A 25,091-nucleotide genomic window follows, 5' to 3' on the forward strand; every position below is an offset into this window, starting at 1 on the left:
GCCTCAGCCGCCTCAGCCGCCTCAGCCGCGTTCAGGCGACGGGCGCGGAGCCGGCCGTGCCGGCACCCGGCTCGTCTTCCACCGCGATGCCATCGCGCCCCGCGTCCTTGGCGCGGTACAGCTGCCGGTCGGCCCGCTTCATCAGGTCTTCCAGCCAGGCCGCCTCGCCCGCGGCGGCGAAGGCCAGGCCGAAGCTCGCGCGGATGGCGATCCCCTCGCCATTGTCCGCCTGCATGCCGGCATGGCCCAGCCGCTCGCGCAGCGCCTGGGCCTGGGCCACCGCCTCGCGGCGGCCGGGTACGAAGGCCAGCACCGCGAACTCCTCGCCGCCGACGCGCGCAACGATCTCGTCCGCCTGCCAGACCTCGCGGCAGAGACGGGCGATGCGCACCAGCACGCGGTCACCGGCGGCGTGGCCGTAGGTGTCGTTGATGCGCTTGAAATAGTCGACATCGAACAAGGTCAGTGCCAGCATGCGGCCGGCCCGACCCGCCTGCGCGCAGGCCGGTGCCGCCTGGCGCTCGAAAGCGCCGCGGTTGAGCAGGCCGGTCAGCGCATCGCGCTCCGCCTGCACGGTCAGTTCCTCGATCAGGCGGTGGCGCTCCTGCTCCAGCCGGGCCCGCTCGCTGCTGTGCTCCTGCAGCACCTGCACCGCCTCGAACAGTTCGCGGATCTCACCGCTGTAGTGCTGCGCCGGCGCCACCGCGGTGAACTGGCCGGCGGCGATGGCACGGATGTCGCGCGTGGCTTCGGCGAAGGGCTGCACCACCTGGCGGCGGAACAGCCGGGCACTGAGGAAAAAGGTGGCGATCACGGCCGAGAGCGCGGCACCGATGGCGGCCAGCCACGCCAGGCGGGTGTCGCGCCAGCGCTGCACCTGGGCCTGCGCCAGGTCCAGGATCTCATCGCGGAAGGCAACGATGGAGGCCATCAGCGGCACGTAGTGCTGCGTAAGTTCGGCCGTGGTCACGCCGGTGCCCGCCGGCGCGCTCGCGAGCACGCGCAGTTGCTCGATATAGGCCAGGCCCTCGTCGAAGTACTGGCTTTCCATGCGCTGGAAGGTGCCGTGCGCCAAGGCGGGATCGTTGAGCACGCGCGGCTGCAGCAGGCCGCGCAACTGGTCGATGGTGCCGCGCGTGCGTTCGATCGCGTACTGCTCGGCCTCCCCCAGCGGCCGGTGCGCGGCCAGGGCCGGCGCCAGCTGCGAGCCCAGCAGCCCGGCCTGCTCGCGCAGCACCGCGGCCAGACGCGCCGCCAGCAGGCGGCCCAGGATCCCGGGCGCCCCCTCGTCGACGCTGGCGGCGGCGGCGTCGGCGATCGAGACAAAGCGCGGGATCACCCGGACCATGCCATCGATCGCGTGATACAGCGAAGCGCTCGAACGCCGCGCGCGCGGCTGCCGCAGCAGGCTGTCGATGGTGGCGCGCGCCCTGACGAGGTCGGCCTGCGCGACCAGCACCGCGGCCCGCTCGGCACGGCACGGGGTGCAATCGGCCGCTGCCAGTTCACCCAGCAGGTCCGCGATGCGGGCATCGCTCTCGCCACGGAATGCCTGCAGCGTGGCCAGGCGCGCGCTCGGGATCGGCAGGTCTTCGCCGAGCGCGGCGTTGCCCGGACCGCGCTCGGCGGACACCTTCTCCATGGCGAGCAGCACGGCGCGGAAGATGCGCAGGTTCGCCAGCGCCCGCTCGGCGTCGGCGTAGGCGGCCCATTGATGGAGGAACAGCCAGCCGGACCCGGCCAGCAGGATGCCGGCCAGGGCGCCCGTGACGAGGCCGAAGCGGCGCTCCAGCGAGGAGGCGCGCAGGGCGGCGCCGAGCCTGCGCTTCAGCATATCGAGGTCAAACGGGCGCCGCCGGCCGCGGCCGGCGGGATACGGGCGGCGCAGGCGTGGCGAGGGCGGCCACGCCCGTCTGGGTGGCGGTGCCGCCACCCGGCCCGCCACGCAGGCGCGCCCTGTCTGATACGGCGATGGGTTCTTGACATAGTGGGCGGGTAATCTCCGCGTTCGGCAATCGGCCGGGCCGTGACCGCCCGGCGCCGCCAGGCAGGCAGCCGGCCGTCGCGCGGTACCCGGATGCGGGCGGGACCAGCCCGCCCGCTCCGGCAGTGCGGACCCGGCCAGGCCGCACGCGAGCCTACTCCAGGAAGCGGATTTGACAGCACCCCACACTGGAATGGACTCTGCATGGTACCGGGCAGGCGTCCCCGTTTTACGGCACCGTCCCCGACAAATTGAGCGCCCGCCGCGCAAGCCCGGCGGGGCCGCCGGAGGGGCCGGACAGGTTGTGACGGCCGGTGCGCACCGAGGCTCTTGTGCGCATGCCCGGCCCTGGCCTCGGTCATCGGCAGACAGTGAAGGGCGGGTGGATTATTATCATCAGATGTAAATGGACATCAACCATGCGCAGGGAAGCGAAAGCAAGTGATATCGAACTAGGGCAGCCGTTGAAATCCGCGCTGCTCGACGAGTTGGGATTTCCGATTGCGGACCAGGGAACGGTCTTCCACAACCAGGAAGAACTGGCCCTCGCCATGTATGGCGGCCGCTGTTTCTGGGCGGACGATATGGAGCCCCTCGGCCCGGACGAACCGGCATCCCCGCTGGGCGACCGCTATGGCCTGGTGGTCGGCACCCTGCTGCACGTAAAGCGTCCCGGCGATGCCAGCCGGGCCGCCGCCAGCCGCCTGATCGGCTTCACCGAGAACGCGGCCTTCATCGCCTGGCCGAAGCTGGAGGGCCGCAACGCGGACGCACTCGACGGCGAGACGGTACTGCTGCGCGGCTTCACCGGCACCAGCATCCACAGCTTCTCGGCCCGCGTCAAAGCCAGCTCGGGCGCGCCGTTCCCCTACTGGATGCTCGACGAGATCAAGCACATCGACGCGCGCGAGATGCGCGGCAGCATCCGCGTGCCGGTGCGTATCGCCGGCACCTTGTCGATGGCCGACGGCAGCGCCGCGCCGGAGACGGTGCTCATTACCGACCTGAGCCTCGGCGGCGCCTCGCTGATGGCCGCCAGCGCCGCCCTGACCGCGCCGGGCAAGCCGGTGCAGCTCGCCTTCACGCTGCGCGCGGCCGGCCGCAACACGCGCTTCGTGCTCGACGCCCTGACCCGCGACGAATCCAACACCGACGAAAGCGGCCCCTTCCACTGCGTCGGCGTCGCCTTCGATGCCTACGACGAACGCGAGGCCCTGCTGCTGCGCTCCTTCATTCACGAGCAACTGCTGGAAAGCGCGACCCTGCGCACCAAGGGCTGAGCGGCGGCGGCGCGGCCGCTGCCACTGCGGCCGCCCCGGCCTTCTCCTCTCTCTGCTGCCCCCGGCCTATACTGGAATCCTCGTTTCACCCTGGGGGAAACCATGGAATACACGCCTGGCATCAGCCAGCTCGCCGGCCTGCTGGCCGACCCCGGCCGCGCCGCCATGCTGTGGGCGCTGATGGACGGCAGCGCGCGCCCGGCCGGCGAACTGGCACTGATCGCGGGCCTCTCCGCCTCGTCGGCCAGCGGCCATCTGGCGCGCCTGGCCGAGGGCGGGCTGGTGGTGATGCAGGCACGCGGGCGCAGCCGCTTCTACCGGCTCGCCGCACCCGAGATCGGGGTTGCGATCGAGGCGCTGGCGGCGGCATCGCTGGCCAGTCCGCCGCCGCGCCTGCGCGCGCTGCCGGCGTCGCGCGGCGCACCCGCCGCGCTGCGCCAGGCACGCACCTGCTACGACCATATGGCCGGCGAGCTGGCGGTGGGGCTGTTCGAGCGCATGGTGCGGGCGCGCTGGCTGCACCTGGCCGGAACCGGCGTGGAGTTGACCGAAGCCGGCGCCGCGGCCATCGGCGGACTCGGCGTGGACCTGGAGGGCGCGCGCCGCCGGCGGCGGCAATTTGCCTGCACCTGTCCGGACTGGAGCGAGCGCAAACCCCACCTGGGCGGCGCGCTCGGCGCCGCGCTGCTCGACGGCTTCCTCGCGCGCGGCTGGGTGGAACCGGTGCGCGGCTCGCGCGCGCTGCGCCTGACGCCGGGCGGCCAGCGCGAGATCCCGCGCCTGGCGGGCTGACGGCGCGCCGCGATCCGGCTAACATCGCGGGCCGGCCCCATGCACGGCGGCCCGCCTCACCCTGCTCCACCCAGACTTCCCCTGCGCCCGACACAATGCCTCTCGACGACGACCACGACGACCTCCGGTTCACCCTGGAACGCCTGCTCGCCCTGATCAACCTCGACGACCCGGCCGTCTGCGCCGACCAGCTCGCCACGCTCGAAACGCGGCTGGACGACGATCCCGATGCCACCGAGGGCGAGGCGCTGGCCGCGCTGATCAAGGAGGTGATCGACTGGGAATCGGGCTTCTGCGTCGGCGCCGATGACACTGCCGGCTTCGTCGGCTGCATCGGCCACCTCTGCGCGCGCCTGGACTTCGAGCCGGACTGGGGCGTGGAAGACCCCGAGGATCCCGCCCTGCTGGAGGACAACAGCGTGCCCGAGCTGATGGAGCTGGTCCATGCGCAGCTGCGCGTGGCCGGCTACACGCTATGGGCCTGGGACACCGGCGGCGACGCCTATGCCGGCTGGATCACACGCAGCGAGGACGATCCGGAGATGCTGGACGTGGCGCACAGGCTGGGCCTGCACGTGCACAGCGCCGACCGCGCCGGCTGAACCAGAGCTGCACCAGGCCTGCATCGGGACCGGGTCAGGGCTGGAGCGCGGACGCGACACGCGGCGCGCCGTCCTCGTCGGGCAGGTCGCCCAGGCGGATGCCGGCCGCCGCGCCGCCGCGCGCATCGGGCACGCCCAGCGTCTCCTCCAGCACATCGAGGAAGGCGCGCACGCTGGCGGGCATCAGTTTGCGGGCCGGCATCAGCACATAGACCTTGAGTTGCGAGGAGGTGTAGGCCGGCAGCAGGCGCACCAGCCGCCCCAGCTCGACCTCCTCTCCGGCAAAGCGCGAGGACAGGCGTGCCACGCCCAGCCCTTCGGTGGCGGCCTTGAGCCGCAACTCCGCATTGTGGGTGGCGACACGCGGCTGCACCGGCAGCCGCGCCACCTCCACGCCGTCATGCATCACTTCCCACTCGGTGTCGCCGGCATCGCCCAGGGTCGGCCAGCCGGCCAGGTCCTGCGGCACGCGCGGCAGCCCGCGCATGCGGATCAGGTCGGGCGAGGCGTAGAAGCAGCGCTCCACCAGCACCACGCGCTTGCTGGCGAAAGAGGAATCCGACAGTCCGGTGTGGGTCATGACGAAGGCGAGGTCGTAACCCTGCTTGATCAGGTCGGGCTGGTCCCAGGTGACATCGACTTCGACGCGCAGCCCGGGATGCAGCTTGAGCAGGCGCAGCAGGCTGCCGGACAGGTGGGACGAGCCGACCTCGTAGGGCGTGGCGATGCGCAGGGTGCCGTTGACCTGCTCGCTGACCGAGACGGCCTCGGCGCTGATCTCGCGCAGCGCGCTGAAATGCGGCGCGACGCGTTCGTAGAGCTGCTGGCCGCGCTCGGTGATGCGCACGCGCCGGGTGGTGCGCTCGAACAGGCGCACGCCCAGTTCGGTCTCGAGCCGGGACACGGCGGCGCTGGCCGACGACTTGGGCACATCCGCCAGTTCCGCGCCGAGCGTGAAACTGCCGCCTTCCGCCACCCGGCAGAAGATCTCCCAGTCCTTCCAATCGATCGTCTTCATTCGCAAGCCTCGCCACCTTCGCCCGCACCGGCGCTGGAAAGCGCGTCAGCTGCGGCCGGCCATTGTCCCACAGGGCGAACAATGCTGCAGCGCAGTGCCGCAAGCACGGCGGGCGGTGCCGGCGTACCGGCATCACTGCTACGGCATCCCCGCCTTTTCCTTGACAATTTACACTGTATATTTACACTGTAAATAATCGTAGTGATACCGCGGGACCGGCCCGGCCGGAGCGCGCACATTCCTGGAATGCCATGGCCAAGTCCCTGACCCAACCCGAGATCGATGCCTTCAAGGCACGCCTGTGCGAGGTGGCCGAGCGCCGCTTCGCCGAGGGCGGCGTGGCCAGCGTCAGCATGCGCCAGCTGGCCGAGGAACTGGGCTGCAGCCCGATGACGCCTTACCGCTACTTCCGCGACAAGGAGGACATCCTCGCCGCGGTGCGGGCGGCGGCCTTCGACCGCTTCGCCGACGCCATGGAAAACGCCGGCACCGGCATCGAAGACCCCATCGAGCGCGCGCGCGCCTCCGGCCGCGCCTACCTGGATTTCGCCTTCTCCCAGCCGAACGCCTATCGGCTGATGTTCGACATGTCGCAGCCCGACGACGGCCGCTACCCGGAACTGCAGCGGGCCGGCGAGCGCGCCCGCCGCACCATGGGCGCCCACCTGGAGATGCTGGCTGAACGCGGCCAGATCCATGGCGACCCGCAGGTGCTCAGCTACGTGGTCTGGGCGGCCGTGCACGGCCTGGTGGTACTGCACCTGGCCGGCAAGCTGCCGGAGTCCCCCGATTTCCGCACCATCCACGGCGAGATGATGCGGCTTCTCGTGCAAGGCATGCGCACGCCGCCGGCACCCGCCGGCGACACGCCCTGACCAGCCCTGCCAAGCCACCGGCCGCGCCGAGCCGCCCCCACACACTGCAGGAGACATCGATGAGCCAGCCCTTCCCGTCCGTCCCCTACCTGACGGGCAACTTCGCCCCCATCCTGATGGAATGCGACGCGCCGGACCTGCCGGTCAGCGGCGAGCTGCCGCGCGCGCTGCGCGGCACGCTGTACCGCAACGGCCCCAACCCGATGTTCGCGCCGCGCGACGACTTCTATCACTGGTTCATCGGCGACGGCATGGTGCATGCCTTCGAGATCGGCGACGGCCGCGCCAGCTACCGCAACCGCTGGGTCCGCACCGAGAAGCTGCGCCGCGAGCAGGCGGCCGGCTGCGCCCTGTTCGGCAGCTGGGGCAACCCGGCCACCACCGATGCCTCGGTGCAGGAAGTCGACGGGCAGGGCGTGGCCAACACCAACATCCTGTGGCACGGGGGCAAGCTGCTGGCGCTGGAGGAAGCGCATCCGCCGATCGCGCTCGACGCGCGCGAGCTGACCACGCTGGGTCCGCTGCGCTACGAGAGCGACCTCGGCGGCCACGCGCTCGGCAAGATGACGGCCCACCCGAAGATCGACCCGCGCACCGGCGAGATGGTGTTCTTCGCCTATGCGGCCGACGGCCCCTTCACGCCGTCCATGCTGTACGGCAAGCTCGACAGCGCCGGACACCTGACGCACCTGGAGCGCTTGCTGGCGCCCTACCCGAGCATGGTGCACGACTTCATGGTGACGCAGCACTACGCGCTCTTCCCCATCCTGCCGCTGTCCGGCAGCATGGACCGCGCCATGCGCGGCGAGCCGGCCTACGCCTGGGAACCGGACAGGGGCTCCCACATCGGCATCCTGCCGCGCAGCGGCGGCGCTGCGCGCATGCGCTGGTTCCGCAACGATGCCTGCTATGTGTTCCACGTGATGAATGCCTGGGAAGACGGCAGCAAGATCATCGCCGACGTGATGCAGTACGACAGTTCACCGCTGTTCAACCCCGGCGCCGGCCCGGCCGGCACCTCGGCGCGCCTGTGCCGCTGGACCTTCGACCTGGAAGGCAACAGCGACACCTTCACGCGCACCTGGCTGGACGACCTGCCCGGCGAATTCCCGCGCTTCGACGAGCGCTTCGCCATGCAGCCCACCCGCCACGGCTATTTCGCCTGGCGCGGGCACGAGAGCACCGAGCGCAGCGTCTTCGACGGACTGGCCCACTTCGACGCCGTCACCGGGCAGCGCAGGACCTGGCTGCTGCCGGAGGGCGACGGCCTCTCCGAACCGGTCTTCGTGCCGCGCGCCGACGACGCGCCCGAGGGTGACGGCTGGCTGCTGGCGACGGTCTACCGGGGCGCCGACAAGCGCAGCGACCTGGCGGTCTTCGACGCCACCGACATCGCGCGCGGTCCGGTGGCCCTGGTGCACCTCTCGCACCGGGTGCCATTCGGCTTCCACGGCAACTGGCGCAGCCACGGCTGAAGCCGGCTGTCCACGTCTGCCGATGCACGGATCCCCGGACACAAGGACAAGGAGCACATCATGGGCATGCTGACCGGCTTCGCGCCATTCATCGCCTTTTTCATCGCCATGCGCCTGGCCTCGCCGCTCGCCGGCCTGGGCGCGGCCTTCCTGGTCTCGCTGCTGCTGTGCGCGCGCATGCGGCGGCGCGGCGAATCGCTGAAGACGCTGGAGGTGGGCAGCCTGCTGCTGTTCGGCGCGCTGGCGGCCTATACCCTGGTACTGTCGCCGGCCTGGACAGTGGCGACCGTGCGGCTGGTGGTCGACAGCGGGCTGCTCGCCATCGTGGTCGTCTCGCTGGCGATCGGACGGCCGTTCACGCTGCAATATGCGCGCGAACGGGTACCGCGCGAATACTGGGACTCGCCGCGCTTCCTCGCCGTCAACCGCCATATCACGCTGGCCTGGGCCGTGGCGCTGGCGGTGATGGTAGCGGCCGACGCCGCCGCCGAATACGCCAGCGCGATCCCGCTGTGGATCGACATCGCCGCGACCATCCTGGCCTTCGCCGGCGCGGTGACCTTCACCATCCGCTACCCGCAGGCGGTACGGCGGGCGGCGATGGCACAACCAGCGCCGGCCCTCTCCCCCGGCCCCTCTCCCGCGAGCGGGAGAGGGGAGCAAACCGGCGCGATGCAAACGCCGTCGCGCTGACTCAAGCCACAACGATGCACCAGCACCGCGGCCAAGCACGAGGTCTTCGAGGTCTTGGCTCCCTCTCCCCGCACGGGCAGAGGGTGGGGGAGAGGGGTGGTTCAGCAAGGCGCCACATCCAACGAAGCCGTCGGTGTGATCCGGCACGTGGGCATAGAGACGAAGCCGATGGTGTGATTCCACCCGTCACGACCAGCCAGCGCCTGCCCTCACCCCCGGCCCCTCTCCCGCAAGCGGGAGAGGGGAGACAACCAGCGCGGTGCGAACGCTGCCGTACCGGACGAAGCCGCCGGCCAGCCCTCGCCTACTGCTCGAACAAAATCACCGAACGCGCCAGTTCCCCGCGGCGCAGTTCGTCGAAGGCGTCGTTGATCTGCTCCAGCGGCATGCGCTGCGAGATCAGCTGGTCGAGCTTCAGCTTGCCCGAGAGGTAGAAGTCCACCAGGCGCGGCATGTCGACGGGAAAGCGGTTGGAGCCCATCATCGAGCCCTGGATGCGCTTCTCGGCGAGGAAGTCGGTGCCCTTGAGCTCGACCTTCTGGCCCGGCGGGATCATGCCGATCACGGTGGCGGTGCCGCCCCGGCGCAGCATGCCGAAGGCCTGCTCGGCGGTCTGCTTCAGGCCGATGGCTTCGAAGGCGTGGTGCACGCCGCCGCCGGTCAGGGCGCGCACGGCTTCCACCGCGTCGGTGGCGCCGGCGTCGACCACGTCGGTGGCGCCGAACTGGCGGGCCAGTTCGAGCTTGCCGGGCACGCGGTCGATGGCGATGATGCGGCCGGCGCCGGCAATGGCGGCGCCGTTGATGGTGGCCAGGCCGATGCCGCCGCAGCCGATCACGGCCACGGTCTCGCCCGGCTGCACCTTGGCGGTATGAACCACCGCGCCCACGCCGGTGGTGACAGCGCAGCCGATCAGCGCGGCACGGTCCAGCGGCATGTCGCGGCGGATCGCCACCAGCGCGTGCTCGTGGATCAGCATCTGCTCGGCGAAGGCGGACAGGTTCAGGAACTGGTTCATGTTCCCCTGCGGCGCGAGCAGGCGCGGCTCCTCGCCTTCGGCGCGCCTGGTATCGGGCGCCACGCACAGCGACAGGTGACCCGTCAGGCAGAACTCGCAGTGGCCGCAGAAGGCCGACAGGCAGGTGATGACGTGGTCGCCGGGCTTGACCGTGCGCACCAGCGAGCCGACCTGCTCGACCACGCCGGCCGCTTCGTGGCCCAGCACGGCCGGCAGCGCGGTCGGATAGGCGCCGTCGACGAAGTGCAGGTCGGAATGGCATACCCCGACCGCCGCGGTGCGGACCAGCACTTCGTGCGGTCCCGGCTTGGAGATGGCGACGTTTTCGATCACGAGAGGGGTCTTGGGCTGGTGCAGGACAGCGGCTTTCATGCTTCTCCTCTGGGCTTCGCGTTGGGAAGGGCCGGCGCGCGGCGCGGGCACGAGGCACCACCATACCCCCGAAACGGGATTCGGTGAAGCGCCGCGCGGGTGGCCGAAGCCTGGCTACAGTTCGCGCTCTGCCGTCAGCAGGCGCAGCAGGTCCAGGCCGATCTGCTGCGGCACCGAGACGCCGGGTTCGCTGTCGTAGGTGACCAGCAGCCCATGCTCGCGCGTGGTCCAGGCCAGTGGTGGCGCGCTGTCCGGCGCGCTGTCCGGCGCGATGTCCGGCCCGCTCTCGGGCGGGCGCAGCTCCACCTTGTAGGCCATGTCGAGCAAGTTGGGATCCACGCCGCGCGCGATGTGCTCGCACAGCGCGGCGCTGTCGAGCACGATACCCATCTCGGTGTTCAGGCGCGCCGAGCGCATGTCGAGGTTCAGCGAGCCGACGAAGAGCAGGTGCTGGTCGACCATGTAACCCTTCGCGTGCAGGGTCGCGCGGCTCGAGCTGAACAGGCTGCGCGGCCCGCGCCCCTCCAGGTCGCCATAGGCGGAGGGCTTGAGCTCGTAGAGTTCCACCCCCGCCTCGAGCAAGGGCCGCCGGTACGGCGCGTACGCCGCGTGCACCGCCTTGATGTCGGTGGCGGCGAAGGAGTTGGTCAGGATCCGCACATGCACGCCGCGGCGTGCGATCGCCGCCAGCCATTCGGTACCGCCCTCGCCCGGCACGAAGTACGGCGACACCAGGGCCAGGTCATGCCGGGCCCCTTCAAGCAGCTTGGCGAGCTGGTTGATGGCGTGGGTGGGATTGTCTTCCGCCGTGCGCAACACCTTGTCGGGGCGGTCGGCGATCACCGCGGCACGTCCGCTGAACACCGGCATGCGGCCGCGGCGGATACCGGCCGCCAGGCCGGAATCGAGCAGTTCCTGCACGTAGGGGCTGGTGCGGGCCTGGCGTCCGGCGGCGGCCAGGCGCCGGCGCACCTTGTCCAGTTCGTCCCCGCCCTGCCCGTCCTTGCCGAAATGGATCAGCGACGCCGCCGGATAGGCGGCCGCGCTGTTCCAGTAGTCGTCGAACACCGCCGACACCTGTGGCACCACGGGGCCGGCGGCGAGCAGGTCGAGGTCGCTGAAGTCCACCTGGGGGGCGGCGGCGAAGTAGGCATCGGACACATTGCGGCCACCGACGATGGCGAACTGGTTGTCGGCGATCATGGCCTTGTTGTGCATGCGGCGGTCCAGGCGATGGAAATCACCGATGAAATCCATCCAGCGCGCCCCGCGGTTGGCGAAGGGATTGAACAGCCGTACCTGGATGCGGGGGTGCGCATCCAGCGCAGCCAGCAGCGCGTCGTGTCCGTCGGTATGCAGGTCGTCCAGCAGCAGGCGCACGCGCACGCCGCGGTCGGCCGCGGCCAGCAGCTCGCCGATCAACGCGGTACCGGAGGCGTCGGCATCGAAGGCGTAGTACTGCAGGTCGAGCGTGCGGGTGGCGGCGCGCGCCAGCACCAGGCGCGCGGCCAGGGCATCGGGCCCGGACGCCATCGGGTAGAACAGCGAATCGCCGGGATGCTCGGCCAGCTTGGGCGCCACCGCCTCGCCCAGCGGCGTGCCGGCGGTGGCGGCGTAGCCCAGGGCGTGGGAAGGCGTGCGCTGCACATCGCGGGGCAGGCTGGCGCAGGCAGCGAGGAGGAAGGTGGCGCACAGCACGGCAAGTCTGGCCGACATGAGGAATCCTCCTTGCTGCGGCGCACCAGGATCAGGGCACGGGATCCGGCGCGGCGGCCTGCGGGTTCGGTTCGCGCCTGCGCGGCACGCCAGGGTCTGGCGCTCCGTCGGCGCGGTGGAAGGCACGGATGATGTGCTGCGCCACGCGCACCCGCCCGATCACCGGCGCCGGGAAACGCAGCAGCGCGTCCATCCGGCCCGGTCCGGCCGGTTCGAACAGGACGCGCGGCTCGAACTGCGACAGGTCGACGAAATGCATGTCGCCATGATGGCGCAGGCTGCGCCCGGCCTCTTCCAGGAAGTCGGCGCACGCCAGCCGGCCGATGGCGACCAGGCGGGCTTCCACCGCCTCCGGGTCGGCCCCTTCGGCGAGCGGGAAGCGCACCTGGTCGAGTGTGTACTTGCCGGTCCGGGAATGGTTGCGCACCGCCGTGGTCAGCAGCAGGCTGTTGGGAATCTGCACCGTGAAGCCGGTGTACTGGCGCGCCGAGCCGACCTCGACCAGGGTCGTGGTCAGCACGTCCTGGTCGATCACCTCGCCGCAATGGGGCCCGATCTCGACCAGGTCACCGAGCTGGAAGGGACGCGACATCATGCGCATGAACGCCCCCAGGAAGCACATCACGAGTTCCTTGCCGACCAGCAGGATGGCCGCCGCGAAGGCCGCCAAAGAGATCGCCACGCTCTTCAGCTCCGACACCCAGATGCCCAGCAGCAGCAGGAACACCACGGCCGCCACCAGGTTGCGGCTGGCCACGGTCCAGGCGCGATAGTTGTCGCGCGTGTCGGCCTGCTGGCGGCCGCGGAAGAAACGGTTGACCAGCTTGACGACGATCACGCCGCCCAGCACGATGAGCGCGCTCAGCAGTACATCGAACCACAGGTTTTCAGTCTTGATCGGAAGGTCCATTCGCTAGCCGGATGTTGCAGCGCCCACAAGCCGCGGCCAGGCCGCCGCGGTGGCGCACATTGTTGATTCTAGCGGCAGCGCGGCACCCCCGCGCGCTTTGCGCACGACGCGTTTTCTCTTATGATGCCGCCCGACGTACCGGCCGGCAGGCACTGGCCGGCCCCCGACCGGCATCATCCGCACGGGCCGGCCCGCCGCGGGCGGCGCCCGGCCCAGAACACAAGGCCCAATGGACAGCCAGCAACCCCGTACCGGCGCCCCCGTGCCCGCCCTGCGCCGCGCCCTCCGTGCGCGCCATCTCACCATGATCGCCATCGGCGGCTCGATCGGCACCGGCCTGTTCGTCGCTTCCGGCGCCACCATCGCCCAGGCCGGCCCGGGCGGCGCGCTGGTGGCCTACCTGCTGGTCGGCGCCATGGTCTATTTCCTGATGACCAGCCTGGGCGAACTCGCCGCCTACATGCCGGTGTCGGGTTCCTTCGCCACCTACGGCGCGCTCTACGTCGACGAGGGCTTCGGCTTCGCGCTGGGCTGGAACTACTGGTACAACTGGGCGGTGACCATCGCGGTGGAGCTGGCCGCGGCGCAGCTGGTGATGCAGTACTGGTTCCCCCATACGCCCGGCATCCTGTGGAGCGCGCTGTTCCTCGCCGCCATGTTCCTGCTCAATGCGATCTCGGTGCGTGGCTTCGGCGAGGCCGAATACTGGTGCGCGCTGGTCAAGGTGGTCACCGTGGTGGCCTTCATCGGCATCGGCCTGCTGATGATCTTCGGCATCCTGCGCGGCGACGCCGGCGGCATGCCGGCCGGGCTGGCCAACCTCACCATCGGCGACGCGCCCTTCGTCGGCGGCCTGCCGGCCATGATCGGCGTGGCCATGATCGCCGGCTTCTCCTTCCAGGGCACCGAGCTGATCGGCGTGGCCGCGGGCGAGTCGGCCGAGCCGGCCAAGAGTATCCCGCGCGCGGTGCGCCAGGTGTTCTGGCGCATCCTGCTGTTCTACGTGCTGGCCATCCTGATCATCGGCATCCTCGTCCCCTACACCGACCCCAGCCTGCTGAAGAGCGACGTGCAGACGGTCGGCGTGAGCCCCTTCACGCTGGTATTCCGCCATGCCGGCCTGGCCTTCGCCGCCGGCGTGATGAACGCGGTGATCCTGACCGCCGTGCTGTCGGCGGGCAACTCGGGCATGTATGCCTCGACCCGCATGCTCTACAACCTCGCCACCGAGGGCCGCGCACCGCGCGTGTTCGCGCGGCTCACGCGCAACGGCGTGCCAATGCCGGCGCTGCTGGCCACCACCGCCGTGGGCGCGCTGTGCTTCCTCACCTCGTTGTTCGAAAGCCAGTCGGTCTACCTGTGGCTGCTCAACCTGTCGGGCATGACAGGCTTCATCGCCTGGCTGGGCATCGCCATCAGCCACTACCGCTTCCGCAAGGGCTTCGTCGCCAAGGGCCTGGACCTGTCGCGCCTGCCCTACCGCTCGCCCTTCTTCCCCTACGGGCCGCTGTTCGCCTTCGCCCTGTGCATGGTGATCACGCTGGGCCAGAACTACCAGGCCTTCACCCAGGGCCGCGTCGACTGGCTGGCGGTGGCCGCCACCTATGTCGGCATCCCCGTCTTCCTGCTGATCTGGCTGGGCTACCGGCTGGTGCGCAAGACCCGCATCGTGCCCTATGCCGCGATGCACTTCCCGCCGCTGCCGGCGCGCGCCACCGGGCTGCCCGACGCGGGCGCCGCGGCGGCGGCGGCCGAGTAATGGCGGCATAGCAGCGGCATAGCGGCCGGCGCCCGCCCCCCTTGCAGGGCGGCGGGCGCGTGCCGGGTGTCGCAACGAGCACGACGACAAGCATACGGAAACGGAGACGAACACGAGCAGAAGGCAGGCCCACTGCCCGCAACAGGACGCATCCCGACGCGTACCACAACAAGCCATCCCAAGGCACAACACAAGGAGAACCGCTTTGACGCACCGTACCCGCACCACGCTGGCCGCCCTCGCCGCCAGCCTCGCCTTCGGCCTGCCCGTCGGCGCCCAGGCCGCCCCCACCCTGGTCGAATCCGTGCAGGGCTACACGCTGCAGGACGGCAGGCTGGCCACCTTCACCGGCCTGGTGTTCGACCAGGGCAAGGTGCTGGCCACCGGCGACGCCGCCGCGCTGCGCGCCCGCTATCCGGACGCCGCCCGCGTCGATGGCGGCGGCAAGACGCTGCTGCCGGGCCTGATCGACGCCCACGGCCACGTCTTCCGGCTGGGCTTCAAGACCACCGAGATCTCGCTGTCGGGCACCAGGGACCTGGCCGAGGCGCAGGGCCTGATCCGCGCCTATGGCGCCAGGAACCCGCAGCGCCAATGGCTGCTGGGCTATGGCTGGAACCAGGTCAACTGGAAGCTGGGCCGCTTCCCCACCGCCGCCGAACTGGATGCCGCCGTATCCGACCGCCCGGTGCGCCTGATCCGCGTCGACGGCCACGCCGCCTGGCTCAATACCAAGGCGCTGCAGGCGGCCGGCATCACGCGCGAGACCAAGGATCCGGCCGGCGGCCGCATCGAGCGCGACGCCGACGGCAATCCCACCGGCGTGCTGGTCGACAAGGCCATGGCCCTGGTCAACGAGGTGATCCCGCCCTACTCGGACGACGACCGCCGCGCCGCGCTGGCCGCCGCCGTGGCGCACCTGAACGCGCTCGGCCTGACCGCCGTGGGCGACGCCGGCGTGACCGCCGCCGAGGACCGCATCTACCGCGAATTCGCCGACCAGGGCAAGCTGACCACGCGCATCTACGGCATGATCCGCGACGTCGGCGACGACTTCAAGGCGCTTTCGGCCAAGGGGCCGCTGGTCGGCTATGGCAACGACCGCTACAGCCTGCGCGCGGTCAAGCTGTACGGCGACGGCGCGCTGGGCAGCCGCGGCGCCGCGCTGATGGCGCCCTACTCGGACGACCACGTCCACAGCGGCCTGCTGTTCATGAGCGACGCCGCCATGCAGGCCGCGGTCAAGAGCGCCATCCGCGCCGGCTACCAGGTCAATGTGCACGCCATCGGCGACGCCACCAACCACCAGGTGCTGGACGCCATGGAAGCCGCCTTCAAGGAGGTGGGCGGGCGCGAACTGCGCAACCGCATCGAGCATGCGCAGGTGATCGCACTGCCGGACATCCCGCGCTTCAAGCAGCTCGACCTGATCGCCTCGATGCAGCCCACCCATGCCACCAGCGATATGAACATGGCGGAGGACCGCATCGGCAAGGAACGCATCAAGGGCGCCTACGCCTGGCAGACGCTGCTCAGGCAGGGCACCGTGATCGCCGGCGGCTCCGATTTCCCGGTGGAATCGGCCAACCCCTTCTATGGGCTGCACGCCGCCGTCACCCGCACCGATCACGAAGGCCGGCCGATCCAGGGCTGGCATCCGGAAGAGGCGATGACGCTGCCGCAGGCCTTCCGTGCCTTCACGCTGGACGCGGCCTACGCGGAACACCAGGAGAAGACGCTCGGCTCGCTGGAGCCGGGCAAGTGGGCCGACTTCATCCTGGTCGACCGCGACCTGTTCCGGGTGGCGCCGGCGGACATCTGGAAGACACGGGTGCTGCAGACCTGGGTGGCTGGCCAACGCGTCTACGTGAACGAGAACGTGAACGCGAAGCAGGACTGAGCGGCTGCGGCCGGCTCCGGTCTTCCATGGCCGGAAAGCGGCCGGGGCGCCGCGTGCGCTGCCGGGCGCATGCGGGCCGGCCATCTTCACCGGCGCCGCTCCTTGTGGGATAGTCGGGAGATGCGGACGGCGGCGCCACCCCGCCGCCGTCTCCGTTCCGGCAGGGCGGCCCGATGATCCCGCACCCTTCTCGCTTTTTCGCCCCCGGCACCTTGTGGCCGGCCATCCTGCGCCAGGCCGAGCGCGCCCGGCACAGCGGCGCGCTGCAGCCGATCGAGACCGGTACCGTGCTGATCGACGATGGCGGCGTGCGCTTCCAGGTACGCCAGGTCTCGAGCCTCGCCCGCAAACCCGTGCCGACGCAGGCGCCGCACCGGGCCACCGCCGACCCCTTCCTGCCCCATGACCCCGAACTGTTCGTCGCCGACGTGGGCCCGGCTCACCTGGCGCTGCTCAACAAGTTCCATGTCATCGACCACCACCTGCTGATCGTCACGCGCGCCTTCGTGCCGCAGGAGACGCTGCTGGACCTGGCCGACTTCGCCGCCTTGTTCGCCTGCCTGGCCGAGTTCGACGGCCTGGGCTTCTACAACGGCGGCACCGTGGCCGGTGCCAGCCAGCCGCACAAGCACCTGCAGGTGGTGCCGCTGGCCGGCCTGGGCGGCACGCCGCCGATGGTGCCGCTGCTGGACGCGGCGCCGGCCAGCGGCACGCACCCCCATGTGCGCCGCGCGCCCGGCCTCGCCTTCGCCCACGCCTACGCACCGCTGACCACGCTGCTGCCGCCGGAACGCATGGCGCGCGTGGCGCTGGCGCGCTACCGGGAACTGCTGGAGGCCGTCGGCATCGAGGCGCGCGCGACCGAGGCGGGGAACCTGCAATCCGCGCCCTACAACCTGCTGGTGTTCCCGCGCGGCATGCTGCTGGTGCGGCGCGCGGCGGAGCATGTGGCGGGGCTGTCCGTCAACGCGCTGGCCTATGCCGGCTCGCTGTTCGTGCGCGACGCGGCGCAACTGACGGCGGTGGCCACGCTGGGACCGATGGCGGTCCTGCGCCAGGCGGCCGCGCCGGATGACGGCCACGCTTGAGGCTTGCCTGGGACGTGCCTCGGACGTGCCTGGGACGTGCCTGAAGCGCGCTGGGGCTGGTCGCCCTCGCCTTCCAGGTAGATGCGCGCCAGGTGCCTGCCGGAACTGCCCGGTGCCCGCCGTGGCGGAATCCGGCTTGCCCGGCTTCGAAGCGTATTCGTGGATCGGTATTCGTGGATCGGCATCTTCGCACCGGCCGGCACCCCGCCGGCGACGCTGCGCAAGCTGACCGCCGACTTCCAGGCCGCGCTCAACGATCCCGAGACCCACCGCAAGCTGACCCAGGCCGGCTTCGAGGTGATGGCCAGCGACGGCCCCGCGCTCGACCGCTACGCGCGCGAACAGTACGAACGCTGGAAGGGCTTCGTGGCGAAGACGGGCCTGAAGCTGGAGGAATAGGGAACAGCGAATGGGCCGACGTGCGCTGGCGAGCGCTGGCGCCTCAGAAGTCGACGCTGGCCGATGCCGGCGCCGCGATGCGCACGCCGAAGCTGGTAATGTCCGGCAACGTCGCATTGTGGTGGGCGAAGATGCTTGCCACCGGCGCATGCGGCTTGTCGCGCGTGGTGTGCGCATCCGCCACCAGCGAGATGGCATAGCCCAGCCCTGCCACGCGCGTCCAGCCAATCCTGCAGCGGCGTGCGCATCGCGACGCCGGATCGAACAGGACTTGCTGGACGTCGATGACGAGCAGGGCGGAGGTGGTCATGACAAGGCGCAACGGTACGCACGCGATGAGCCGGCACCACGGTACTGCTGCGCGAGCCGAGGCGTTCCCTACTTGGCGCCGTAGTGCAGGCGACAGGCAATGATGGTCAACTCGTCATCGTTGGCGTGATAAACGAGACGGTTGGTATTGTCGATGCGGCGCGACCAGTAGCCGGACAGATTCCCCGTCAGGGGCTCAGGCTTGCCGACTCCATCGAAAGGGTTACGCGTGGTGTCCTGGATGAGCTGATTGATTCGCTTGAGCGTCTTTCTGTCCTGTCCTTGCCAGTAGAGATAGTCATCCCACGCGTCGGGCATGAAGACCAGCTGGCGCGTCATGCCGCGTCCGGATCGATCAACTCACGCTCCACCCCCTCGCCCCGGCGATGCTGCTCGATGGAGCGCAGCAAGCGCTCCGCATTGGCCGGCGAACTGAGCAGGTACATGGTTTCCATCCAGCTGTCGTACTGTTCCTGCGACATGATCACGGCATTGGGCGCATCGCGCCGTGTGATCAGGATGGCATCGTGATCGGCGATGGCCTGGTCGATCACGGCCTTCAGGTTGTTGCGGGCATCGGAGAAATGAACGGTGCGCATGGCTCGCCCCCACTGAACTTGTTCAACTGATTGTACAAGTATAGCAGGCATCGGCCGCAGCGCAGGCCCGCGGTCTCACAGGCGGGAGCGCTCCGGTCGGACGGCGTCGCCCAGCGCGCGCCGCAGCGCCGCGCGCGCCAGCAGGCGGGTGGAGTCCAGCGTGGGCAGCGCCGAATTGGCGTCGCCGATGATCAGCGGGATCTCGGTGCAACCCAGCACCACGGCGTCGCAGCCGCGCTCGCGCAGGCCTTCGATCACGCGCTGGAACACGCGTACCGAATCCGCTTCGATGCGTCCCGGCACCAGTTCGTCCATGATGATGCGCGCGATCGCATCGCGCTCGCCGGGCTCGGGCCGCACGCAGGCCAGACCGGCCCTGGCCAGGGCGTCCGGGTAGACCTCGCTGTCGACCAGCCAGCGCGTGCCGGTCAGGCCCAGGCGGCGGTAACCGCGCCCGGCGGCCTCGGCGGCGACCACCTCGGCAATCGACAGCCAGGGCAGCGGCGAGCGCGGCAGCACCTCGGGCAGGGCCTGGTGGATGGTGTTGTCGGGACAGATCAGGAAATCGGCGCCGGCCCGCGCCAGCTTATGCGCCGAGGACAGCATCAGTTCGGCGACGCCGCCGCGATCGCCCGCCTCCAGGCAGCGCACGTAGTCGGCCAGCGAGTGGCCGTGCAGCGAGACTTCCGGGTGGCCGTGCGGCCCCAGCCAGTGCGCGCCCTCGCTGCAGAGGGTGCGGTAGCAGAGCGCGGCGCCTTCGGCCGAGCAGGCAACGATTCCAATGTGCTGTGGCATGTGAGTATCTCCCGTTTCGGTGTCCCGTTTCGGTGCGCAGGCCCGGCCAGCCCACCGCATGTGCCGGTCGACGCACAAGCCGGCAGCCTACATCAAGTGGCCGGCCGGCGCAGCGGACGGTGCGGCAGGTGGAGTGGGGCGGACCGGCGACACCGACACGGGGCCGCGGCCGGCAGAGTCCGGCATCTGAGATTCCTGAATCGGTTTCGGACGCGTCCCAAACATCCCTGCAAGCGCTTTTGCCATGATGATCCGCCTCCGCAGGCCTCCCTTTCCCACCCCGACCACATGACGACGCCCATCCCCCAGCCCACCTCCTTCGCCTTCGTCGCGGCCTCCTGGGCCGCGCTGCTCGCCGGCCTCGTCGCCTTCCTGATCGGCCTGTTCAACGCCGACATGCAGCTCAACGAGAAGGGCTACTACTTCACCGTCCTCGCCTATGGCCTCTTTGCTGCGATCTCGGTGCAGAAGAGCGTACGCGACCGGCTGGAGGGCATTCCGGTGACAGGCATCTACTACGGCCTGAGCTGGGCATCGACCCTGCTGGCGGTGCTGCTGCTGTGCGTCGGCCTGTTCAACGCAACCCTCGCGCTGAGCGAGAAGGGCTTCTACGGCATGGCCTTCCTGCTCTCGCTGTTCGGCGCCATCGCCGTGCAGAAGAACACCCGCGACCTTCAGGCAGCAAGGCCCGCGCCGCTCGACCCTCCTCCGCTACCGGCGCACGACGGCGCCGCGTCCGCTCGCCACGACGAGCGGGAAGACTTCTGAAACCGCGCCCATCCGCCGCTTTCAGCGCGGAAAACACGCGGCAGCGACACCATCGGCGCACCCCTGGCCGCGCCTACGCCGCCAGCGCCATGGCACCTCCCCTGCGCTGCGCCGCCAGCGCCTCGAGCGCCTCCAGCACGATGCCCGCGAGCCGCTCCGCGGCCGGCGGCAGTACCGGCCCGGCCCGCAGCAGCTTGAGCGGCAGCGAAGGCAGCGGGGGCAGGCCCAGGGCGGCGGCATCGAGCGCGCAGACACTGGCCGGCAAGCCGTAGCGGGTGCGCACGGTGACGCCGAGGCCGGCGGCGGCGGCGGCCCACAGGCCCGCCAGGCTGGGGCTGGTGAAGACCACGCGCCACGCAATGCCGGCCTGGTCCAGCGCCGCGGTCGCGGCGGCGTGGAACTGGCAGGGCCGGTCGAAGGCCAGCAGCGGCAGCGGCTCGCCACCGCCGGGCTGCCACGCCGGCGCGTGGGCACCGATCCAGCACATCGGCGCCTCGTCGATGCGCTCGACGCCGCCCACGCCCTGCAGGCGGTAGCCGAAGGCGGCGGAATCGTCCCAGATCAAGGCCAGGTCCAGGCGTCCGGTGGCGATGCGCTCCAGCAGGTCGGCGTTGCGCGCCACCGCGGCCTCCACGCGCACGCGCGGATGGGCCCGCGCGAAACGGCCCAGCACCTCGGGCAGCATGGCTTCGCCGAACTCCTCCTGCAAACCCAGGCGCACACCGCCGTCCAGCCCGGTGCCGCGCACCGCGACCGCGGCTTCGTCGTTCAGCTCCAGCAGGCGCCGCGCATAGGCCAGCATCACCTCGCCGGCGTCGGTCAGCGCCAGGCCGCGGCCCTCCTTGCGGAACAGCGTGATGCCGGCCTGCTCCTCCAGCTTCTTGATCTGCGCGCTCACCGCCGAGCTGGAGCGTCCGACGCGATCCGCCGCGCGCGCGAAGCTGCCCAGTTCCATGCCGGTCACGAGGCTGCGCAGGGCAGCCAGGTCGAAGTGGATCTGTGACATATCAATCATCCTGTTTTATCGAATCATTGATTCGATATTTTCCGATTTTCAGGATGAATTCTAAGCGCCAGACTGCACAGGTCAACCCTGATCCGGTACCTGCCATGCCTGCTTCCTGCGATTCGCCCCTGTCCCGCCCGTCCGACGCCGCCTCCGCACGCCCCGCCGCCGCGCACGGCCCTGCCCACCGCTGGAAAGTGCTCGGCGTCGGCGTCGCCGCCAACGCTGCCTTCTCCGCCGCGGCCGCCGGCATTCCCACCACCGCGGTCTGGCTGCGCGCCGGCTACCGGCTCGACAACGCCCAGCTCGGCCTGGCGCTGGGCGCGCTCGGCCTGGGCGTGGCCCTGTCGGAACTACCGTGGGGCCTCGCCGCCGACCGCTTCGGCGACCGCCCGGTGCTGCTCGCAGGGCTTGCCGCCACCGCCGCCACCCTGCTGGCCACGGCCGCGTGGCTGGCGCCGTCGGCCGGCTTCGTGCCGCCGCTGGCCGCGCTGATGGCGGCGCTCTGCCTGGCCGGCCTGCTGGGCGGCAGCGTCAACGGCGCCAGCGGGCGCGCGGTGATGCGCTGGTTCCGCGAGGGCGAGCGCGGCTTCGCCATGAGCGTGCGCCAGACCGCGGTGCCGCTGGGGGGCGGCCTGGGCGCGCTGGCGCTGCCCTGGCTGGCTTCGTCGGCAGGCTTTGCCTGGGTCTTCGGCGCGCTGGGGCTGGCCTGCGCGCTGGCCGCGTGGCTGACCTGGGCCTGGCTGCATGAGCCGCCGCAGGCACTGTCCGCTACGGTCCCGGCCGCGGCGGCGCCGCGACCGGCGGCCGCGCCCGCGCGCGGCCCGCTGCGCGACGCGGCCGTGTGGCGCCTGGTCGCGGGCATCGGCATCCTGTGCGTGCCGCAGTTCGCCGTGCTGACCTTTGCCACCGTCTACCTGCACGATTTCGCCCGCATGGGCCTGGCCGGCATGTCGGCCACCATGGTGGCGGTGCAGGCTGGCGCGATGGCGATGCGGGTCTGGAGCGGCCGCCTGACCGACCGCCGCGGCAACCGGCGTGGCTACCTGCGCGCCAGCACCTGGGCGGCGGCGGGCACCTTCCTGCTGCTGGCGCTGGCCAGCGCCGGCGCCCCGGCGGCGGTGCCACTGCTGGCGCTGCTGCTGGTGACGGCCGGCATCAGCGTGTCGGCCTGGCACGGCGTGGCCTACACCGAGCTCGCCACGCTGGCGGGCGCGGAGCGCGCCGGCACCGCGCTCGGCATGGCCAACACCATCGTCTACCTCGGCTTCTTCCTGACCCCGCTGCTGATCCCGGCGCTGCTGGCCGCCAGCGCCTGGCCCTGGGTATGGGCGGTGGCGGGCATGGCGGCGCTGGCCGCGCTGCCGCTGTTCGCCCCGGCGCGCGGCTGAGCGGCTGAGCGGCCGGCGCTGCGCCGGCCGGGCCCGCCTCAGTCGACCTGGGCGCCCGAGCTCTTGACGATCTTCGCCCACTTGTCCATGTCGGACTTCAGCAGGGCGGAGAACTGCTGCGGGGTGCCGTCCAGCACTTCGGCGCCCTGCGCGGCCAGCTTGTCGCGCAGGGCCTTGTCGGCCAGCGCGGCGTGCAGCGTCTGCGCGAGCTTCTGCGAGACTTCGCGCGGCGTGCCCTTGACCGCGAACAGGCCCACCCACAGGTCGCCGCTGTAGCCGGGCACGGTCTCGCCGATGGCCGGGATGTCCGGCGCGAACGGCGAGCGCCTGGCCGAGCTGACGCCCAGCGCGCGCACCTTGCCCGCCTTGATGTGCGGCAGCACCGAGGGCAGGCTGGCGAAGGCCATCGGCACCTGGTTGCCCAGCACGTCGTTGAGCGCCGGCGCCACGCCCTTGTAGGGCACGTGCTCCAGCTTGATGCCCGCCATGCTGTTGAGCATCTCCCCCAGCAGGTGGTTGAGCGTGCCGTTGCCCGCCGAGGCGAAGCGGTAGTAGTCGGGGCGGGCCTTGGCCATGCTGATCAGCTCGGCCATGCTGCGCGCCGGGAAGGCGGGATTGACCACCAGCACGTTCGGCACGCTGGCGACCGGCGCGATCGGCTCGAAGTCCTTGACCGGATCGAAGGGCACCTGGCGGTACAGCGAGGGATTGATGGCCTGCGTGCTGCTGATGGTCATCAGCAGCGTATAGCCGTCCGGCGTGGCGCGCGCGGCGTACTGCGTGCCGATGTTGCCGCCGGCGCCCGGCCGGTTCTCCACCACCACCTGCTGGCCGAGCCGCTGCGACAGGTCGGCGGCCACCAGGCGCGCGACGATGTCGTTGGTGCCGCCGGGCGCCTGTGGCACCACCATCTGGATGGGCTTGGCGGGATAGGGCTCGGCGTGGGCCGGGGCGGCGGCGCACAGCGCCAGGCTGGCGGCCAGGCCGGCCAGCGCGCGGGGGTTGCGTAGCATTGCATCTCCTCTGGTTGACGGCCGGCGGCATCGGGCCGCGGCCGCATCGGAGCGCACTCTACCCGCGAAGCCCGCGGGCGGGAAATTCAATCGGCGACTACGCGCATAAGTTTTACTTATCCGCCTGCGCAGCGGTCGCCGGCGCTGCCTCGGCCGGTGCCGGCGGCCGCTTCAGCGAGCCGCCCTCGGCGATACGCGCAGCCACCAGCTCGCGCAGGATCTCCGCCACCGCCTCGGCCGCATGGGTACGCGGCAGCGCGCGCGGCCAGCACAGCGACAAGGTGCGGCGCAGCTCCGGCACGATCAGCCGGCGCGGCACCGCCGGCGCCGCGTCCGCGACCGAGGAGGCCGGCAGGATGGTGCAGGCCAGCCCCTCGCGTGCCGAGGCCAGCAGGAAGGGCAGCGAATCGAGGTCGGCCACCACCTCGAGGCGGATGCCCGCACGCGCGAAGCTGCGCTCCACCACGTCGCGCAGGCCCTGCGCGCCGCTGGGCAGCACCAGCGGCAGGCCATCGAGCTGGCGCAGCGCCACCGTCCCCTCGCCGGCCGTATCGAGCCCATCGTCTGCATCGTGCGCAGCGCCGGCACCACCCGCCCCGTGCAGGCTCCCGCGCCGGGCCCGGCGCGGCGGACGCAGGCTGCCCGCCGGCGGGGTGCCGATCAGGTAGAGCGATTCGCTGGCGAGCGGCTCCGGCTCCACCGCGCGCGAGGGCGTGTCGCGGAACAGGATGGCGAAATCCAGGCGGCCGTTGTTGAGCAGCTCCGAGATGTATCCGCTCATGCTCTCGAACAGCTGCAGGCGCACGCGCGGATAGCGCTCGCGCACGGCCCGCATCAAGGGCATGCCGAAGGCGGCCGCGGCCGTGGTCGGCAGGCCGATCGCCACCGCGCCGGTGACATCGGCGCCGGCCACGCGCACCTCCGCGCCCGCGGCCTCGACCTGCTTGATGATGGCGCGTGCATGCCGGTACAGCGTGCGGCCCGCTTCGGTCGGCCGCACGCCCTTGGCGCTGCGGTGCAACAAGGCGACGCCGAACTCGGCCTCGAGCGCCGCCAGCTGCTGGCTGAGCGCCGGCTGTGCCACGCACACCACCTCCGCCGCCCGCGTCAGGCTGCCTTGGTCCACGATGGCCACGAAATAGCGCATGGCACGGATATCCATCGAATTCGGCTCCTGTGCGGTGAGATCGATGCGGGCCGCCACCGCGCGGGGCGGCGGGCAATGTATTGATTCTACTTATGGACGCCTGCATTTTCGCTATTTCCGCCGGCGGGCGAAAGCGGCTAGATTCTCGCCATCGACCACTAGCCCACTGAATCCCTGAGATC

At 70.9% G+C, this 25,091-nt stretch carries 24 protein-coding genes; 12 read left to right on the forward strand and 12 right to left on the reverse strand.

From position 1 onward, the window contains the following. Positions 1–31: 31 nt before the first annotated feature. Positions 32–1,834, reverse strand: a complete 1,803-nt coding sequence (locus BKK80_RS32840; RefSeq protein ID WP_083384379.1) for a GGDEF domain-containing protein — start codon at positions 1,832–1,834, stop codon at positions 32–34. 569 nt (positions 1,835–2,403) lie between these two features. Here BKK80_RS32840 and BKK80_RS32845 point away from each other — a divergent pair. The 3 genes from BKK80_RS32845 to BKK80_RS32855 all read left to right on the forward strand — a co-directional run bounded on the left by BKK80_RS32845 (position 2,404) and on the right by BKK80_RS32855 (position 4,658). Beyond that, on the forward strand, positions 2,404–3,264 hold the full coding sequence (locus tag BKK80_RS32845; protein WP_071038998.1) for a flagellar brake domain-containing protein: 861 nt from the start codon (positions 2,404–2,406) through the stop codon (positions 3,262–3,264). Between the two features lie 102 nt (positions 3,265–3,366). Beyond that, positions 3,367–4,056: an ArsR/SmtB family transcription factor gene (locus tag BKK80_RS32850; RefSeq protein ID WP_071072864.1), complete on the forward strand. Its 690-nt coding sequence runs from the start codon at positions 3,367–3,369 to the stop codon at positions 4,054–4,056. 95 nt (positions 4,057–4,151) lie between these two features. After that, positions 4,152–4,658 (forward strand): DUF6630 family protein, encoded by a 507-nt coding sequence (locus BKK80_RS32855; protein ID WP_071039002.1) that lies wholly within the window; start codon positions 4,152–4,154, stop codon positions 4,656–4,658. Positions 4,659–4,692: 34 nt separating this feature from the next. Here BKK80_RS32855 and BKK80_RS32860 read toward each other — a convergent pair whose 3' ends face one another. Next, positions 4,693–5,676, reverse strand: a complete 984-nt coding sequence (locus BKK80_RS32860; protein ID WP_071018132.1) for a LysR family transcriptional regulator — start codon at positions 5,674–5,676, stop codon at positions 4,693–4,695. Positions 5,677–5,927: 251 nt separating this feature from the next. On the opposite strand from BKK80_RS32860, the gene BKK80_RS32865 reads away from it, so the two are divergent. The 3 genes from BKK80_RS32865 to BKK80_RS32875 are packed head-to-tail and all read left to right on the forward strand — an operon-like array spanning position 5,928 to position 8,719. Next, entirely contained in the window at positions 5,928–6,551 is a 624-nt protein-coding gene (locus tag BKK80_RS32865) for a TetR/AcrR family transcriptional regulator (protein ID WP_071039003.1), read from the forward strand. A gap of 59 nt (positions 6,552–6,610) precedes the next feature. Then, positions 6,611–8,026: a carotenoid oxygenase family protein gene (locus BKK80_RS32870; protein WP_071018129.1), complete on the forward strand. Its 1,416-nt coding sequence runs from the start codon at positions 6,611–6,613 to the stop codon at positions 8,024–8,026. Positions 8,027–8,086: 60 nt separating this feature from the next. Continuing rightward, positions 8,087–8,719 (forward strand): hypothetical protein, encoded by a 633-nt coding sequence (locus tag BKK80_RS32875; protein ID WP_205683731.1) that lies wholly within the window; start codon positions 8,087–8,089, stop codon positions 8,717–8,719. A 304-nt stretch (positions 8,720–9,023) separates the two neighbouring features. Here BKK80_RS32875 and BKK80_RS32880 read toward each other — a convergent pair whose 3' ends face one another. From BKK80_RS32880 to BKK80_RS32890, 3 genes are all read right to left on the reverse strand, one after another. Next, a complete protein-coding gene (locus BKK80_RS32880) occupies positions 9,024–10,109 on the reverse strand; it encodes a Zn-dependent alcohol dehydrogenase (protein WP_071018127.1) in 1,086 nt (361 codons plus the stop codon). Positions 10,110–10,223: 114 nt separating this feature from the next. Continuing rightward, complete coding sequence (locus BKK80_RS32885; RefSeq protein WP_071072866.1) at positions 10,224–11,825, reverse strand: phospholipase D family protein; 1,602 nt, start codon at positions 11,823–11,825, stop codon at positions 10,224–10,226. A gap of 31 nt (positions 11,826–11,856) precedes the next feature. Then, positions 11,857–12,735 (reverse strand): mechanosensitive ion channel family protein, encoded by an 879-nt coding sequence (locus tag BKK80_RS32890; protein ID WP_083384378.1) that lies wholly within the window; start codon positions 12,733–12,735, stop codon positions 11,857–11,859. 229 nt (positions 12,736–12,964) lie between these two features. Here BKK80_RS32890 and BKK80_RS32895 point away from each other — a divergent pair, with 229 nt between their 5' ends. The 4 genes from BKK80_RS32895 to BKK80_RS32910 all read left to right on the forward strand — a co-directional run bounded on the left by BKK80_RS32895 (position 12,965) and on the right by BKK80_RS32910 (position 17,881). Beyond that, complete coding sequence (locus BKK80_RS32895) at positions 12,965–14,494, forward strand: amino acid permease (protein ID WP_071018123.1); 1,530 nt, start codon at positions 12,965–12,967, stop codon at positions 14,492–14,494. Between the two features lie 205 nt (positions 14,495–14,699). Beyond that, entirely contained in the window at positions 14,700–16,394 is a 1,695-nt protein-coding gene (locus tag BKK80_RS32900; RefSeq protein ID WP_071072868.1) for an amidohydrolase, read from the forward strand. A gap of 173 nt (positions 16,395–16,567) precedes the next feature. After that, positions 16,568–17,482 (forward strand): ATP adenylyltransferase family protein, encoded by a 915-nt coding sequence (locus tag BKK80_RS32905; RefSeq protein WP_071072871.1) that lies wholly within the window; start codon positions 16,568–16,570, stop codon positions 17,480–17,482. Positions 17,483–17,641: 159 nt separating this feature from the next. Continuing rightward, complete coding sequence (locus BKK80_RS32910; RefSeq protein ID WP_071018118.1) at positions 17,642–17,881, forward strand: tripartite tricarboxylate transporter substrate-binding protein; 240 nt, start codon at positions 17,642–17,644, stop codon at positions 17,879–17,881. Between the two features lie 43 nt (positions 17,882–17,924). Here the strand turns inward: BKK80_RS32910 and BKK80_RS32915 are convergent, their stop codons facing one another. The 4 genes from BKK80_RS32915 to BKK80_RS32930 all read right to left on the reverse strand — a co-directional run bounded on the left by BKK80_RS32915 (position 17,925) and on the right by BKK80_RS32930 (position 19,584). Continuing rightward, entirely contained in the window at positions 17,925–18,191 is a 267-nt protein-coding gene (locus BKK80_RS32915) for a hypothetical protein (protein WP_071018116.1), read from the reverse strand. Positions 18,192–18,259: 68 nt separating this feature from the next. Beyond that, on the reverse strand, positions 18,260–18,529 hold the full coding sequence (locus BKK80_RS32920) for a Txe/YoeB family addiction module toxin (RefSeq protein WP_071018114.1): 270 nt from the start codon (positions 18,527–18,529) through the stop codon (positions 18,260–18,262). Continuing rightward, on the reverse strand, positions 18,526–18,789 hold the full coding sequence (locus BKK80_RS32925; protein ID WP_071018112.1) for a type II toxin-antitoxin system Phd/YefM family antitoxin: 264 nt from the start codon (positions 18,787–18,789) through the stop codon (positions 18,526–18,528). The genes BKK80_RS32920 and BKK80_RS32925 overlap by 4 nt, the downstream gene beginning before the upstream one ends. Before the next feature lie 75 nt (positions 18,790–18,864). After that, positions 18,865–19,584: an aspartate/glutamate racemase family protein gene (locus BKK80_RS32930; protein WP_071018110.1), complete on the reverse strand. Its 720-nt coding sequence runs from the start codon at positions 19,582–19,584 to the stop codon at positions 18,865–18,867. Between the two features lie 288 nt (positions 19,585–19,872). On the opposite strand from BKK80_RS32930, the gene yiaA reads away from it, so the two are divergent. Continuing rightward, the gene (gene yiaA, locus BKK80_RS32935; RefSeq protein ID WP_071039019.1) at positions 19,873–20,352 is read left to right on the forward strand and encodes an inner membrane protein YiaA; all 480 of its coding nucleotides are present in this window, start codon (positions 19,873–19,875) and stop codon (positions 20,350–20,352) included. A 73-nt stretch (positions 20,353–20,425) separates the two neighbouring features. Here yiaA and BKK80_RS32940 read toward each other — a convergent pair whose 3' ends face one another. Beyond that, on the reverse strand, positions 20,426–21,358 hold the full coding sequence (locus BKK80_RS32940) for a LysR substrate-binding domain-containing protein (protein ID WP_071073507.1): 933 nt from the start codon (positions 21,356–21,358) through the stop codon (positions 20,426–20,428). A 104-nt stretch (positions 21,359–21,462) separates the two neighbouring features. Here BKK80_RS32940 and BKK80_RS32945 point away from each other — a divergent pair, with 104 nt between their 5' ends. After that, positions 21,463–22,749, forward strand: a complete 1,287-nt coding sequence (locus BKK80_RS32945) for an MFS transporter (protein ID WP_071072873.1) — start codon at positions 21,463–21,465, stop codon at positions 22,747–22,749. Positions 22,750–22,787: 38 nt separating this feature from the next. Here the strand turns inward: BKK80_RS32945 and BKK80_RS32950 are convergent, their stop codons facing one another. After that, complete coding sequence (locus tag BKK80_RS32950; protein ID WP_071039023.1) at positions 22,788–23,762, reverse strand: tripartite tricarboxylate transporter substrate binding protein; 975 nt, start codon at positions 23,760–23,762, stop codon at positions 22,788–22,790. A 112-nt stretch (positions 23,763–23,874) separates the two neighbouring features. After that, positions 23,875–24,924: a LysR substrate-binding domain-containing protein gene (locus BKK80_RS32955; protein ID WP_071072875.1), complete on the reverse strand. Its 1,050-nt coding sequence runs from the start codon at positions 24,922–24,924 to the stop codon at positions 23,875–23,877. Positions 24,925–25,091: the final 167 nt, after the last annotated feature.

The organism is Cupriavidus malaysiensis, assembly GCF_001854325.1.
GTDB classification, from domain to species: Bacteria; Pseudomonadota; Gammaproteobacteria; order Burkholderiales; family Burkholderiaceae; genus Cupriavidus; species Cupriavidus malaysiensis.

Bases quoted from the DNA above. Each gene is read 5' to 3' on its own strand.
- BKK80_RS32915 (WP_071018116.1), bottom strand. From the start codon at position 18,191: ATGACCACCTCCGCCCTGCTCGTCATCGACGTCCAGCAAGTCCTGTTC.
- BKK80_RS32860 (WP_071018132.1), bottom strand. From the start codon at position 5,676: ATGAAGACGATCGATTGGAAGGACTGGGAGATCTTCTGCCGGGTGGCG.
- BKK80_RS32925 (WP_071018112.1), bottom strand. From the start codon at position 18,789: ATGCGCACCGTTCATTTCTCCGATGCCCGCAACAACCTGAAGGCCGTG.
- BKK80_RS32865 (WP_071039003.1), top strand. From the start codon at position 5,928: ATGGCCAAGTCCCTGACCCAACCCGAGATCGATGCCTTCAAGGCACGC.
- BKK80_RS32850 (WP_071072864.1), top strand. From the start codon at position 3,367: ATGGAATACACGCCTGGCATCAGCCAGCTCGCCGGCCTGCTGGCCGAC.
- BKK80_RS32855 (WP_071039002.1), top strand. From the start codon at position 4,152: ATGCCTCTCGACGACGACCACGACGACCTCCGGTTCACCCTGGAACGC.
- BKK80_RS32840 (WP_083384379.1), bottom strand. From the start codon at position 1,834: ATGCTGAAGCGCAGGCTCGGCGCCGCCCTGCGCGCCTCCTCGCTGGAG.
- BKK80_RS32880 (WP_071018127.1), bottom strand. From the start codon at position 10,109: ATGAAAGCCGCTGTCCTGCACCAGCCCAAGACCCCTCTCGTGATCGAA.
- BKK80_RS32945 (WP_071072873.1), top strand. From the start codon at position 21,463: ATGCCTGCTTCCTGCGATTCGCCCCTGTCCCGCCCGTCCGACGCCGCC.
- yiaA (WP_071039019.1), top strand. From the start codon at position 19,873: ATGACGACGCCCATCCCCCAGCCCACCTCCTTCGCCTTCGTCGCGGCC.
- BKK80_RS32890 (WP_083384378.1), bottom strand. From the start codon at position 12,735: ATGGACCTTCCGATCAAGACTGAAAACCTGTGGTTCGATGTACTGCTG.
- BKK80_RS32950 (WP_071039023.1), bottom strand. From the start codon at position 23,762: ATGCTACGCAACCCCCGCGCGCTGGCCGGCCTGGCCGCCAGCCTGGCG.
- BKK80_RS32870 (WP_071018129.1), top strand. From the start codon at position 6,611: ATGAGCCAGCCCTTCCCGTCCGTCCCCTACCTGACGGGCAACTTCGCC.
- BKK80_RS32930 (WP_071018110.1), bottom strand. From the start codon at position 19,584: ATGCCACAGCACATTGGAATCGTTGCCTGCTCGGCCGAAGGCGCCGCG.
- BKK80_RS32885 (WP_071072866.1), bottom strand. From the start codon at position 11,825: ATGTCGGCCAGACTTGCCGTGCTGTGCGCCACCTTCCTCCTCGCTGCC.
- BKK80_RS32845 (WP_071038998.1), top strand. From the start codon at position 2,404: ATGCGCAGGGAAGCGAAAGCAAGTGATATCGAACTAGGGCAGCCGTTG.
- BKK80_RS32955 (WP_071072875.1), bottom strand. From the start codon at position 24,924: ATGGATATCCGTGCCATGCGCTATTTCGTGGCCATCGTGGACCAAGGC.
- BKK80_RS32905 (WP_071072871.1), top strand. From the start codon at position 16,568: ATGATCCCGCACCCTTCTCGCTTTTTCGCCCCCGGCACCTTGTGGCCG.
- BKK80_RS32940 (WP_071073507.1), bottom strand. From the start codon at position 21,358: ATGTCACAGATCCACTTCGACCTGGCTGCCCTGCGCAGCCTCGTGACC.
- BKK80_RS32895 (WP_071018123.1), top strand. From the start codon at position 12,965: ATGGACAGCCAGCAACCCCGTACCGGCGCCCCCGTGCCCGCCCTGCGC.
- BKK80_RS32875 (WP_205683731.1), top strand. From the start codon at position 8,087: ATGGGCATGCTGACCGGCTTCGCGCCATTCATCGCCTTTTTCATCGCC.
- BKK80_RS32920 (WP_071018114.1), bottom strand. From the start codon at position 18,529: ATGACGCGCCAGCTGGTCTTCATGCCCGACGCGTGGGATGACTATCTC.